At 39.8% G+C, this 13,765-nt stretch carries 12 protein-coding genes; 7 read left to right on the forward strand and 5 right to left on the reverse strand.

The genetic code is table 11. From position 1 onward, the window contains the following. Positions 1 to 65: 65 nt before the first annotated feature. Genes RB214_RS03435 through RB214_RS03445 form a run of 3 tightly spaced genes read right to left on the reverse strand, consistent with a single transcriptional unit; the run spans position 66 to position 2,899 of the window. Positions 66 to 1,286 (reverse strand): methyl-accepting chemotaxis protein, encoded by a 1,221-nt coding sequence (locus RB214_RS03435; protein ID WP_002958016.1) that lies wholly within the window; start codon positions 1,284 to 1,286, stop codon positions 66 to 68. Between the two features lie 45 nt (positions 1,287 to 1,331). After that, positions 1,332 to 2,036: a glycerophosphodiester phosphodiesterase family protein gene (locus tag RB214_RS03440; RefSeq protein WP_002958017.1), complete on the reverse strand. Its 705-nt coding sequence runs from the start codon at positions 2,034 to 2,036 to the stop codon at positions 1,332 to 1,334. Next, positions 2,033 to 2,899: a DMT family transporter gene (locus tag RB214_RS03445; RefSeq protein ID WP_002958018.1), complete on the reverse strand. Its 867-nt coding sequence runs from the start codon at positions 2,897 to 2,899 to the stop codon at positions 2,033 to 2,035. Before RB214_RS03445 ends, RB214_RS03440 begins: the two co-directional genes overlap by 4 nt. A 158-nt stretch (positions 2,900 to 3,057) precedes the next feature. On the opposite strand from RB214_RS03445, the gene RB214_RS03450 reads away from it, so the two are divergent. The 7 genes from RB214_RS03450 to RB214_RS03480 all read left to right on the forward strand — a co-directional run bounded on the left by RB214_RS03450 (position 3,058) and on the right by RB214_RS03480 (position 10,266). Further along, positions 3,058 to 3,228 carry a hypothetical protein gene (locus RB214_RS03450; RefSeq protein ID WP_164487629.1) on the forward strand — a complete coding sequence of 57 codons (171 nt, stop codon included), beginning with the start codon at positions 3,058 to 3,060 and terminating at the stop codon, positions 3,226 to 3,228. Then, a complete protein-coding gene (locus RB214_RS03455; protein WP_002958019.1) occupies positions 3,225 to 4,325 on the forward strand; it encodes a sensor histidine kinase in 1,101 nt (366 codons plus the stop codon). The genes RB214_RS03450 and RB214_RS03455 overlap by 4 nt, the downstream gene beginning before the upstream one ends. Further along, on the forward strand, positions 4,325 to 4,939 hold the full coding sequence (locus tag RB214_RS03460; RefSeq protein WP_002958020.1) for a DNA-binding response regulator: 615 nt from the start codon (positions 4,325 to 4,327) through the stop codon (positions 4,937 to 4,939). The genes RB214_RS03455 and RB214_RS03460 overlap by 1 nt, the downstream gene beginning before the upstream one ends. Positions 4,940 to 5,037: 98 nt before the next feature. After that, entirely contained in the window at positions 5,038 to 5,772 is a 735-nt protein-coding gene (locus tag RB214_RS03465) for an enoyl-CoA hydratase/isomerase family protein (protein ID WP_002958021.1), read from the forward strand. 189 nt (positions 5,773 to 5,961) lie between these two features. After that, positions 5,962 to 8,457 (forward strand): ribonuclease R, encoded by a 2,496-nt coding sequence (rnr, locus tag RB214_RS03470; RefSeq protein WP_002958022.1) that lies wholly within the window; start codon positions 5,962 to 5,964, stop codon positions 8,455 to 8,457. After that, positions 8,454 to 9,197 (forward strand): 23S rRNA (guanosine(2251)-2'-O)-methyltransferase RlmB, encoded by a 744-nt coding sequence (gene rlmB, locus RB214_RS03475; protein ID WP_002958023.1) that lies wholly within the window; start codon positions 8,454 to 8,456, stop codon positions 9,195 to 9,197. Before rnr ends, rlmB begins: the two co-directional genes overlap by 4 nt. Positions 9,198 to 9,297: 100 nt before the next feature. Further along, positions 9,298 to 10,266: an IS30 family transposase gene (locus RB214_RS03480; RefSeq protein WP_309168378.1), complete on the forward strand. Its 969-nt coding sequence runs from the start codon at positions 9,298 to 9,300 to the stop codon at positions 10,264 to 10,266. A gap of 216 nt (positions 10,267 to 10,482) precedes the next feature. Here RB214_RS03480 and RB214_RS03485 read toward each other — a convergent pair whose 3' ends face one another. Next, positions 10,483 to 12,639, reverse strand: coding sequence for a TonB-dependent receptor domain-containing protein (locus RB214_RS03485; protein WP_002958024.1), 2,157 nt, complete (start codon positions 12,637 to 12,639; stop codon positions 10,483 to 10,485). A 212-nt stretch (positions 12,640 to 12,851) separates the two neighbouring features. Beyond that, entirely contained in the window at positions 12,852 to 13,697 is an 846-nt protein-coding gene (locus RB214_RS03490; protein WP_002958025.1) for a LysR family transcriptional regulator, read from the reverse strand. Between the last annotated feature and the right edge of the window lie 68 nt (positions 13,698 to 13,765).

A 13,765-nucleotide genomic window follows, 5' to 3' on the forward strand; every position in this document is an offset into this window, starting at 1 on the left:
CGCTTTACACACTTAAATTAATAGCTGCGTAATTTACCATATTTCTCTGAGCCCGAAAACGCTTCTTAGTGCACAAAGCGTTTTAACTGTTGCTGGGTTTGTAAGCTTAGCTGTTGAGATTGCTCGCTATCGGCTAATGCCGTATCTATTTGCTGTTTAGCTTGCTCCCCTAAAGCTACGATTTGCTCTACCGATTGGTGAGTCGTACTTTGGGTGCCCTCAAGCAAATGTACAGCACTGGCTATTTGTTGCAGCTGCTGCTGGTTGTGCTCAAACTCACTAAGCATTTTAGTAAAGCCATCACAGGTTGCACTAATTGAGCTTTGTGCGTTATTAGAGTGAGTCATTAATTGCTCTGACTCTTTATTTGTCTCGTTTACCAAATCATTCATCTGACTTATAAAGTCGCTAATCTGCCTAGTTGCGCCACTTACCTTTATTGAAAGCGTGCGTACTTCGTCTGCAACTACGGCAAATCCTCTGCCAGCTTCACCCGCTCTAGCTGCTTCTATTGCGGCGTTGAGGGCTAACAAATTAGTTTGATCAGAAAACTCTTCAACCATTTTTAAAATACTACGAATGTTTTCACTGTTCTCTTTTAGTCCCGCAATTGTATTTGAAAAGCTACCTAGCATATTAGTAATAAGTTTTACCTGCTCTACTAAAGCAGCGAGTTCTGACGCAGATAGTTTTACAAAGTTAAGATGTTCATTATTAACGTTATGTACGCTATCTGTATTATTTACTATGTCCTGTAAGCTTTGGGTTATTTGCATACTGGCATTAATAATACTGTGGCTTAACTGTATTTGTTGCTCACTTGATTGCTCAGTATTTTTCATTGATTCAGTGACTTGTGTATTGCTGTGTGCACTAGCTTGAGCACTGTTATATGTTGTGCTGAGTAACTCACTTAAATGGGCTGTAAATATATTGTATTGTGAACTTAAATCTTTAAATTCGTCATACGAAAAGTGGGGAAGTTTTGCTGCTAAATTTGCATCTTGTTGGTTTATTTCTATCAAAGTATCGCGCATAGCAGTAACAGGGCGAACAATTAAAAAACGCATATAAAAAAGAGTAAAAATAAAACCAGATATAATCACAAGCGTAAGCAGCCAAAATAGCCCTGTACTTTGCTGTTGTTCGCTTAAACTCTGATGCAGCCAAAATAACGTAATTGCTTGGAACAATAATACAAAACTTAAATTACCGACTATTTTACGGGTTAACGTAAAAAAGAATGTTTGCTCTATATAGTTATAAATTTTCATAAAACCACTCATTATGCTCAAGCCCTACGATTGTTATTTAAGTGAGGGGAATGTAAGTTAGCCTTTTTGTAACGACAACAAGTAAGCTTTGGTTCGCGCTGGGTAATTTGTAAAAATTCCGTCTATGCCATACTCAAGCATTAGCGCTATATCTTCTTCCCTATCGACTGTATAAGCATAAATCTTTAGGCCTCTTTTTTTTGCATCGTCTGCAAAAGCCTTATTTATAAAGGTTTTATCTGCATGTACGCTATAAGCGTTTAAATCACTAGCAAACTTTGCATAGTTAATTGGAATAGAAGAAGTAAGGGCACCTATTTTAAGCCATGGTAGCTTGTTTTTAAGCCACTGTAGTTGATGATGATCAAACGATGATACTAAAATATTGGCTTTCGATATTTTTTTAGCTTCAATGTTTTGTTCTAATTGAGCCACAAACCTTTCTAGTGCAAACGTGTGTTTAAGCTCAATATTTAATAAAGATTTATTGTTATTCCAATCAAACAGCTGCTGAAGAGTAGGGATTTTTTCACCATTTCCAGCATCAAGCTTAGAGAGCTCATGAGCGGTAAAGTTACTCACCCTACCTTTACCGCTGGTGGTTCTATCAAGCCATGAGTCGTGTATTACCATGTAATCATCTAAGGAACTTTGAATATCTACTTCAATACCATCAACACCTACTTTTAACGCTTCTAAAATAGCGCTTTTGGTGTTTTCAGGAAAATCCCCACTGGCACCACGGTGTGCAAATACTTTCATTGTCGAGCCTTTTTAGTGATTGACCACGTTTCAAAACAAGCGGCACTCACTATGAGTGCTCCACCAACTAACGTCATAATAGTAGGACGTTCATGAATAATTACTATAGCCAGTATGGTGCCATAAAGTGGCTGCAAGCAAGAAATTAACCCAGCGGTTGCCGCTGATAAATGCTTTAAACTTGCTGCAAATAACGAGTGCGGTGTAGCTGTAAATATAACACCCGCTACAGCAATTAAAATCAGGTCGTGATTACTAACCTCATACACTGGTACTTCTATAAATGCACACAACATAATGCTTGCCACTAAGGTTTGATAAAACATCGTTTGCGGCCCGCCATATTGGCTAAAGTAGCGCTTATGAGTAATGTTTCTTATTGAAAAAAACAATGCCGATATCACACCTGTTATTACACCTAGGGTTACATCATCGCCTAAGTTTGCACTTGGTACTAATAAGTAAATACCTAAAACAACCACCGCTGCACTTATTATATCTTTTGCTTTTGGCCTGCTTTTATTAAATAAGGGTTCTAAAAACACCGTCATTACGGGATAGCTAAAAAATGCCAGCATTCCAATAGTTATACCGGCCATTTGCATACCAGCAAAATAGGTAACCCAGTGAATACCCACAGCAACACCTAAAAATAATGCAATAAGATAGTCTTTAGGTTTGTTGAGTTTAATTTGTTTTTTTTGAAAATAAAGCATGGCTAAAATAGCCATTCCTGCAATTGCAGTTCTGTAAACGGTAATATCTAAAGCATTTAACCCAATAAGTTTGGCAAATAGAGCGGTCCCGCCAAAAAGTAATACCGCTATGTGTAAATAAATTAAACTTTGTTGCTGAGGCTGCATTTAATTTCCTTGTTGTACTTTTTGAATATATTAACATTGCTTAAAAATTCTTAAGATGAATTTTTTCCGCATGACAAAAGTCATTAAAGTTGATGACACTTCACACTCTTATTATTTTTGTACGCGGGCATAGTTACCTTACTCAACAGGAGGTAATTATGAATTCTTTAATTTTAATCAGCTTAACTATTAATGAAGTGCTAGAGGCGTTAAGTTTTACGATTACGTACGCAGATTGCTTTATGCTGGTATGCATTTTTATGTTATTTATATTTATTAATAAAAATAGTGCTATAAGTAAAAATAATATGCCTGAGGTATTAGTATGAGCTCGTTAAGCAGCTTTTCTCAACAAAGCGATAAAGGTTTTTGGAAATATGGACATTTAATTTTTACCGGCTTTTATTTACTCCCGCTAATAATTAATTTTTCGAGCTTTACCGTTAACCAAATTGTTATGTCTTTAGCCTTCTATGTTGCTTTTATTCTTTTGTATATAAAAGCAATAAACTGTAAAAGTGCAGGGGTGACTAAGTTATTTGTAGCCATGCTTTTAATTTGTTTTTGCGCTACTTTTTACACCACAGGTACGCCTACTTTATTTGGTTTCGTAGCCTACATAGCAGGCTACTCTTACAGCTCCCATCAAAGAATTTATGCTGCGGTCGCAATTATATTCACGGTTTTATTAAGCACATATATTGGAGATATAGGTAAGGTTCAATACTTTTTAGGCGTTGCTTTGATTCTATGCGCCACATTATTTAGTTACGGTATTGCAGCAAAAAGAGAAAGCTTATACAAGAAGCGCGAACAAGAAAGCGCTAACCAACTAGAGCAATTAGCAGCTATTGCAGAGCGAGAACGAATAGCTCGCGACTTGCATGATATTTTAGGTCACTCATTGTCATCTATTGCTTTAAAAGCTGAGCTTGCTAATAAATTAAACCAAGGAGAGCGCTACGCTCAAGCAAATAGCGAAATTGCACAAGTGGCCGATTTGGCAAGGCAGTTACTTAGCGATGTAAGAAACGCCGTAAGTGATTTAAAACAGCTTAATCTTGTCAGCCAAGTAGCACAGTTAAAGCAAAGGTTAATAGAGCAAGGGTTTAACGTTTCATTTAATGTGGTTTTAAATGCTCTGCCCGCTAAAGTAGAGGGTATAGCAGGCCTTATAATTAAAGAGGCAGTTACTAACTTATTACGCCATAGCAACACAAAAAATTGCGAAATAAACATAGAACAAACAGCGCAGCAGTTACTTATAACCGTAATTGACCATGGTCCGTGCAGTACATTGAATTCGGGCAATGGCCTAAATGGTATTAAAGAGCGAGCAGAGCAACTAAATGGCAGTGCAGCATTTACCTGTGGCGATAATTTTACTTTAAAAGTAGTGCTGCCAATTACAGCTAAGGATTTATAATGATCAGAGTATATTTAGTGGAAGATCAGGCGCTTGTGCGCGACGCAGTAGCAGCATTGTTAGGGCTTGATTTTAATATTGAGATTATTGGGCAAGCAAGTAACGGGCAAGATGCACTTAATGCAATTGAGGCGCTTGATAGTGATTTACATCCCGATATAATTTTAACCGATATAGAAATGCCAACCATGAATGGTATAGAGCTTAGCGAAAAAATAGCCGCTAAATTTCCTACTATAAAAATGGTTATTATGACTACATTTTCTCGTGCGGGTTATATTAGGCGAGCGCTTACGACTGGCGTTAAAGGTTTTATTTTAAAAGAAGCACCAAGTGAAGAGTTAATAAATGCGCTTAAAAAAGTAATGCAGGGACAAAAGGTAATTGACCCAGAGCTTGCTATTAATGCATTGGACGATGCAGATCCACTTACCGATAAAGAACGCAAAGCCCTTAAACTTGCAAGCGATGGCCTTAAAACAAGCGACATAGCCAAGCAGTTATTTATTAGCGAAGGGACTACGCGTAACTACCTATCGGATGCCATTGCAAAATTAAACGCCACTAACCGCATAGATGCTGCGCGTATAGCTAAACAAAAAGGGTGGCTTTAATTAGCGGGTTTATAAATTATAAGCAAAGTATTACTATGATATGTAAAAGTAACGAACAGCGCTTAAAATTAGCTTAAAAAGCGCTAAAAGAGGTTTTAATGGCAAACTTAATAGAACTAACAACTAAAAATAATATCGCTATACTCACCATGAATACCGCTGAAAACCGCCACAATCCAGCGTTTTTGGCTGAGTTTAATTTACACCTAGACCACATTGAAGCAGAACAAAATATTAAGTCAGTTATTTTAACGTCTTCAAGTGATAAAAACTGGTCATTGGGTATCGATCTTCAATGGATGTCTAATCCAAGTATTTTACCTGCAGCAATTTCTGACTTTATGATTCAAATAAGTGACTTATTTAAACGCATAGTTACTTTTCCTATGCCTATTATTGCTGCGTTAAACGGGCATACCTATGGTAATGGTTCTGTACTTGCGTGTGCATGCGACTTTAGATTTATGAAATCAGACAAAGGCTTTTTTTGTTTTCCTGAAGTGGATGTAATGGTGCCATTTGTTCCGTCGATGTTTCCTATAATTAATAAGGCAATTTCGCAAACCTTCTTTAATCGTCTAGCTATGTCAGGAGAGCGGGTTGGTGCACAGCAGTTGCTAGAGAACAAAGTAGTTGAAGCTGTGTTTGCAAATAACGACGAACTACAAGCGGGTGTACTTGAGTTTGCCCAGCAATTTAATAAAAATCGTTGGATTTACGCTCAAAATAAAACACAAATGAATAAGCAGATTTTACTTACGATGAAAGAAGAAGATCCAAGCTTTATTGATAATATAAGTAAACTGCTGTGGAAAAACCTACAAAAAAAATAGTATAGATTTTAGCATTGCTACGAGATGACTAAACACTTTGCAGTTAAGGGGTCGTTAAGCCCCATTGCGCTAGATTTTTAAACTATACAGCAAGGTAAAAGTGCTTTCTTAAAAGTTTAATAGCTTTTACCTGTCTCATTATAACTATATGGGTTAAAATACCTACATAACCAACTAACAAGATAGTGAATGTCAAACCAAGATCCAAATCTCAGTCGAGAACAAGAAAAGTACGAAAACCCAGTCCCTAGTCGTGAGTTTATACTTACTCACCTTCAAGAGCGTTCAAAGCCTGCTAACTACGCGCAATTATGTGAAGAACTAGCAGTAAACGATGACGAACGCCAAATAGCATTTAAACGCCGCCTTCGCGCTATGGAGCGTGACGGACAGCTGTATTTCAATAAATTTAAATGCTACGCCCTAATTGACGAAGCCGGTTTAACCAAAGGCAAAGTAATAGGCCACAGAGACGGTTTCGGCTTTTTAGAAGTTGAAGGCGAGAGTAAAGATTGGTTTATTGCTAAGCACCAAATGAATATGGTGTTACATGGCGACATTGTACTAGCTAAAGGCACTAAACGTGGTTCTGGCTCAAAATGCGATGCACGTATTATAAAAGTGCTTACTAACGAGCGCGCGCCAATTGTTGGCCGTTACTTTGTTGAGCACGGTGTTGCTGTTGTAGTCGCTGAAGACCCGCGCATAACGCAAGATATAATGATTTTACCAGGCAACGAAAACGGTGCCCGCCATAACCAAATGGTGCAGGTTAAAATTACGCAAAACCCAAGCCGTAACATGAACGCGGTAGGTAAAGTTATAGATGTACTTGGTGAGCATTTAGCCCCAGGTATGGAAATTGAAGTTGCACTGCGCAATCACGATATTCCACATGTATGGCCAGAAGAAGTTGAAGCACAAGTTGCTCATCTAGGTGAATTTGTTGAAGAAGCTGACAAACAAGGTCGCGTAGATTTACGTGATTTACCACTTGTAACTATTGATGGCGAAGATGCACGCGACTTTGATGACGCCGTATATTGTGAACCTAAAAAATCAGGTGGCTGGCGCTTATGGGTTGCTATTGCTGATGTATCGCATTACGTAGGAATGAACACGCCGCTTAACAAAGAAGCAATTTTGCGTGGTAACTCAGTGTATTTCCCTGAGCAAGTAATTCCGATGCTACCAAAAGTGCTTTCTAACGGATTATGTTCGCTTAATCCAAAAGTAGATCGCTTATGTATGGTTGCCGAAATGACCGTGTCGAGTGCGGGTAAACTTTCCGGTTATAAGTTTTACGAAGCGATAATGAACTCGCATGCACGTTTAACTTACACCAAAGTAAATGCCATTTTACAAAACGACGAAAAACTACGCGAAGAATACTCAGCCGTTGTGCCACATTTAACTGATTTACAGCAAATGTACATGGCACTTAAAGCTGCACGCCAAGACCGTGGTGCCATAGAGTTTGAAACCCTAGAAACACGTTTTGTATTTAACGCTCAGCGTAAAATAGAATCAATAGTGCCTGTTATTCGTAACGACGCGCACAAACTCATTGAAGAATGTATGATTTTAGCCAACGTATCAGCGGCTAAAATTCTTGAAAAGCACGAAGCAAGCGCGCTTTATCGCGTGCATGACGAACCAGACCAAGAAAAACTAGGTAACTTTACTAAGTTTTTAGGCGAGTTAGGTATTGAAAGTACATTAAGCGACGAGCCAACACCAAAAGAAATAACGCAAGTATTAGCGCGACTAGGTGACCGCCCAGAAGCTGAACTTATTCAAACTATGTTACTGCGTTCAATGAAACAAGCTGTATATCAGCCAGATAACATTGGTCACTTTGGTTTAGCGTTATCGGCTTACGCGCATTTTACATCGCCAATACGTCGTTACCCAGATTTAGTAGTGCATCGTGCTATTAAAGCAGTAATAAAAGCACAAGGTCAGCAAACGTCTGGCGAATATGCTTACACCGACGACGAAGTTGATCAACTAGGTGAGCAGTGTTCTACAACAGAGCGTCGCGCTGACGATGCAACTCGCGAAGTAGCTGATTGGCTTAAATGTGAGTTTATGCAAGACCATGTAGGTGAAGAGTTTGATGGTGTTATTTCATCGGTTACCAATTTTGGTTTGTTTATTCGTTTAGACGATTTACAAATTGATGGGCTTATTCACGTTACTAATTTAGGCGACGAGTTTTTTGCGCATGATGCTGCAAAACACACCCTAATAGGTGAGCACTCTCACAAAGTTTATCGCCTTGGCGATAAAGTAACAGTAAAAGTTGCGTCGGTTAGTTTAGACGATCGCCGTATAAACTTAACGCTTAAAGGCGATGTTGCACAAGACAGATACTCACGTCGTCGTGCACCAAAAAAAGGCTCAGGTAAGTCTGAGCATGCGCCAGCAAGTGTGCGTTCGCAATTAAAAGCAGGCAAAGTACCAGGTAAAAAGTCGCACAGCGATGACAAACCAAAAGGTAAAAAAAAGCCAGCAAATAAAGATAAAGGCAAGCCTGCAAATAAGTCTGCAACAAAATCTGCAGATAAAAAAGCAGCAGACACTGCCGTAAAGAAAAAACCGAAGAAGAAGGCCGTTAAAAAGCCTAAAAGAGCAGGCAAAAATGCCCGCAAACGTACTAGCCCAGGAGCAGACAATACGTGAGTAATGAATTAATTTTTGGCTTTCATTCTGTTGAAGCAATTTTAGAAAGCGAACCAGAGCGCTTTGTAGAAATTTACGCCCTTAAAGGTCGTGACGACAAACGCTCAACTCCGATTATTGATGAAGCACGTAAATTTGGTATTTCAGTACAGTTTATGCAGCGTAAAGCCCTTGATAGCAAATCAAAAGGTGAGCAGCATCAAGGTATTATTGCCAACGTAAAAGCAGCGCCAACGTTTAATGAAAAAGATCTTGATGCGATAATCGCTCGTGAAGACACACCGTTTTTACTTGTGCTTGATGGTATTACCGATCCGCATAACTTAGGCGCATGCCTACGTAGTGCAGACGCGGCAGGTGTTCACGCTGTGATTGTACCTAAAGATAAGTCGGCAAAGCTTAACGGTACCGCACGTAAAGTGGCCTGTGGCGCAGCCGAAACAGTACCGCTTATTCAAGTGACTAACCTTGCACGTACGCTTCGCGAAATTAAAGATGCAGGCGTATGGGTTGTAGGTACCGCTGGCGAAACTGATAACCACGTATTTGATGCAAGCTTAACGGGGCCAATGGCTATTGTTATGGGCGCAGAAGGCGAGGGCATGCGACGCTTAACGCGTGAGCATTGCGATATGCTTGTTAAAATCCCAATGGCGGGTACTGTTTCAAGCTTAAACGTATCGGTAGCCACGGGTATTTGTTTGTTTGAAGTATTACGCCAACGTAACGCAAATAACTAATATCCTAGATTCAAATTGTAAGTGCATAACTTGTTTTGGCTAGATTAAGTGGTCAGTTGCTCATAAACTAACTGCTTTTTCTCCGGCAAGAGATTTTACAATGAGACATTACAAACAACTGACCTATGCGCAAAGATGCCAGATCGCCGTTCTAAAGAAAAGCGGTTTTACGCAACAAAGTATTGCTGAGCTAACTAATTTATCGCAATCTACGATTTCAAGAGAGCTTTCTAGAAATACAGGTAAGCGAGGTTACAGACACAAACAAGCTCATGAGCGGGCTTTGTTTCGCCGAAGAAGTGTAAGAAAACCGCTTAAGATGACACCTGAAATGATAGCTTTAATTACCCAGAAGCTTAATGAGAAGTGGAGTCCTGAACAAATAACGGGATGGTTACGCAAAGAAAGTGAACTGTCTGTCAGCCATGAATGCATTTATCTGTATATCTGGGAAGATAAAAAAGCAGGTGGTGAGTTATACCTACATCTGCGCCGACACGGTAAGAAATATCACAAGCGCAGTCATGGTAAAACAAACCGAGGGCAAATAAAAAATCGCGTTAGCATTGAAGAGCGCCCACAAATAGTTGATGAGAAAGGCCGTATCGGAGATTGGGAAATAGATACCGTCATAGGCAAAGGTCATCGAGGCGCCCTTGTTACGATTGTAGAGCGGGTCACCCAATTCACTGTATCAACTCAGGTGGCAGGCAAAACAGCACAAGCCGTCACTGCGGCGACGATAGAGCTATTAAGGCCATATAGGTCAGCGCTTCATAGCATCACGGCTGACAATGGAAAAGAGTTCGCTTATCACGAGCAAATCACAGAGGCTTTAAGTGTTCCTGTTTATTTTGCTCACCCTTATCACTCATGGGAGCGCGGATTGAATGAAAACACGAATGGATTACTACGTCAGTATTGGCCGAAGAGCACCGATTTTAAGGCGGTAACACCAGCGCAAGTTATACCAGTACTTGAGCAACTTAATAATCGTCCGAGGAAGACACTTGGATTTGAAACGCCTGCAAAATTGATGCAGGATCACTTGGCGGCTAAAGCCGCCTAAACGTTATGCACTTCAGATTTGAATCCGCGTATATAAAACGATAAGTTTTATGTATTAAAAAGCCGAGATTGAAATTCAATCTCGGCTTTTTTGTGTCTGTAATTTACGCTTTAACTTTGTAAGCTTTGGTAAACGGTTTAAAAACAAGGCAATAATTTTTGGTCTTACATAAAAAATTATTAACGCTGTTAGTGAACCGTTTAACCAGCTTTCAATTTAGAATGAGTAAGTGTAGCCCATCTGTACAGTACGCGGCTTACCTGGCTGAATGCCACCGTTTGAACGGTTAGCAACGTATGTTTTATCAAACAAGTTATCAACGCTTAGGTATACTTTTTGATTTTCATCGATTAAGTATTTTGCAGCTAAATCCCATACTACGCGGCTATCAATTGCGTTTAAGCCCGACTCAGTTAAGTTAGCATGCGCATCAGATACGTAACGTATTTGGCTGTTAACTACAAACGCAGAAAACTCAGCACCTAACGATAACGCTACTTGGTTTTCTGGTACGTAAGGCATTGCATCGCCTTTTTCTACCGCGCCCCAAATTTCTGAATCAAAATCGTTTTTAAACTCAGAGTCTGTGTAGGTGTACGTTAATTTAACTGGGAACATCGCTGTATCAGTTGCAAAAGTACGTGCTGCACTAAATTCAAAGCCCGCTACTTCTACTTCACCGTAGTTGTATTGGTCGCCAATGTTGTCGTCGCTACAACCAACCGCTGCAGTACAGTTACCGTGCATGTTGTCGTAGTCTGAGTAAAAGGCAATTACTTCACCGCTAAAGCCATCCATATTGAAGCGAGAGCCAAACTCAATGTTTACACTTTCTTCTTCTTCTTGGTCAGCATTACCAGGTGCTGCTGGTGCATAACCTTTTTGAATGCCCGCAAGTAGCGTTACGTTTTCGTTAAGCGTGTATGTAGCACCTAGTGACGGCACTAAAATTTCAGTGTCGTTCGACACATCTTTAGTTAAACCGTTGCTGCGTGTTGGATCTGATTTAGACCACTCTTCACGCGTAATAGTAATGTCTTCATAACGAAGACCTGCACTTACTACTAATGCATCAATTGTCCACTCGTCTTGAATAAACAAGGTACTTGCTTCTGCGCTATCTACGCGGTTGCTATCAGAGCCCGGAACGCCTTGCTCTGTAAGTGTTAAGCTTAGGTCTTGATTAAGTGTGTATTTGTCTTCCCATTGAAAACGATCCATTTCGTCTTCGTGGTAACGTACACCAACAGTCACATAGTGATCGCCTGCAGGAATATGTAATTCAGACTGAATACCTTTAGCTTGGTAGTCGCGGTTATTAGCTTTAACGCCAATACCTTCAATGCCTTCGCTTGTTGGGTTTGCTTCAAATTCACTGTATTGCTCAAGGTAGCTTTCGCTTACTTTGCTGGCTTTATACCAGTTACGATGAAAATCGTTTAAGTAAGCCGTAGCTAAAAACTCATAGCCATCACCAAAACGGTATGCATAGTTAAGTTGGTATGCGTTGTGGCGCGTATTCATTTCATCGTTTTGCGATGCAGCATAACGACGGTAAGGACTTTGTTTATAGTCTTCGTCAGTTAAGCCCATGTAAGTTTCGTCTGATGTTTCGTCAGAGTACTTAATTTTTAGCTCAAGATTATGCGCATCGTTTTGACCAAACGTATGGCCAAACTTTAATAGTAAATCTGTTTTTTCAAAGCCGGTGTTGTCATTGCCTACTGGCAGCTCTTTAAAGCCGTCTGCGCCGTAAGTAAATACTTCAATTAAACCTGCTGTGTTATTTTTTTCTTTACCAAAGTAAGCGTGGCCTTTGTAGTAACCGTCGCTACCAAGGGCTGCATCTACCATACCTTTTGAGCTATTTGGCTCAGTTGGTAAGCTGCGCGAAAGTAAGTTTAAAACACCACCCGTAGTACGCGGGCCGTACTTAACTGAGGCTGCGCCTTTTAATACTTCAATAGATTCCATACGACCCATAGTAGGGAAGTAGTATGCAGAAGGTGCTGAATATGGTGCTGGTGCAACTAATACACCGTCTTCCATTACTGATATTTTATCGTTACGGCCAGTACCTGTACCGCGCATACCAATGTTAGGACGAAGGCCATAACCGTCTTCTTCTTGCACGTAAACGCCCGGAACAGACGCTAAAACGCGAGAAATATCGGTAAACTGGAATTTTTGAAGCTCTTCTTCAGAAATAAACGTAGCCGAACCAGGAATATCGTTAATTGCTTGCTGTGAGCCAATAACAGTAATTTGTTCAAAGCGTTGTTCTTTATTGCTGGTGTCTTTTGCTATTGCAGTAGCACTAAAAGACAAAGCAACCGCAGTTGCCAAAGTAGATACTAAAAACTTAGGGTTCATTGTGTTCCTAATCATGTCAATTATCTTAATTGGCGTAATTTGAACACGTTAACGAATACGAATCAATGTTATTAACTATTTAATTATTCAGTTTAATAGAACTAAAAACACCTGCTTATGCAACTTAATTAACTAAATTGTTTCTTTTGTATTATTTTGTAATTACTTTACTAACTATAAAGGCTGAACGATTTATACGTGCTACGTAAGCGCTAGCCCAAGCGTAGGGCTATAAATTCAGCGAGTTTATCTACCGCATTTTCCGACTCACCCGAACTTTTAACCAAGCTAATACCAATATTACCAAGAGCTGGTAAATGCTTGGTTTGAACTTGATAGTTAAGCTCACTCGGTACTGTACTTTTGGCAAGTACCGTAATACCTAAGCCTTCTTTTAGTGCAGCTATAAGGCCGGTTAAATCGGCGTTGCTATAAACTATTCGGTATTTAATGCCTGCACTTTTTAATGCATCAGTAGCACGGCGACGATAAATACACCCCTCTGGTGCGGTAACTAGGGTAACCACCTCATTATGCGCAAGTGACAGGTCGCCCACCCACACCAGTTCGTCTTGCATAAAAATAGGAAACTTATCAGAGTTGAGTCGCTCATTTAGCGCAAGTACTAAATCAAACTGATCTTGCCTTGAGGCCGAAAGCAGATGCTTACTTAAACGCGACTTAACCTCTAACGACACCTCAGGGTAGAGCGCCACAAAGTCGCCAATAATAGAAGGTAGTATGCGCGCTGCAAATTCGCTCGGAATACCCAAGCGCACTTTACCTGCGATGTTTTCTGAGGTGAACTGCTGCAAAATAGCATCGTTGTGTTGCATCATTTGTTTTGCCATAGGCAATAATAGCTCGCCGTACTGGTTTAATACTTGGCGCTGCCCTTGTTTTTTAAATAGTTTATAGCCAAGCACGTCTTCTAAGCGCTTTATTTGCAAACTTACAGCAGGTTGCGACAGGCCAAGTAAATCGCCTGCTTTAGCAAAACCACCTATTTCAACTACCATTACAAAAGTACGTAAACCGTCTGTTGATATGTTTTTCATATTTAAAATTACAATTTATATAGCCATATATATAAGTATTATTTATCAATTGATAAATAATTACAATT

Source organism: Pseudoalteromonas sp. HL-AS1 (assembly GCF_031198785.1).
GTDB classification, from domain to species: domain Bacteria; phylum Pseudomonadota; class Gammaproteobacteria; order Enterobacterales; family Alteromonadaceae; genus Pseudoalteromonas; species Pseudoalteromonas distincta.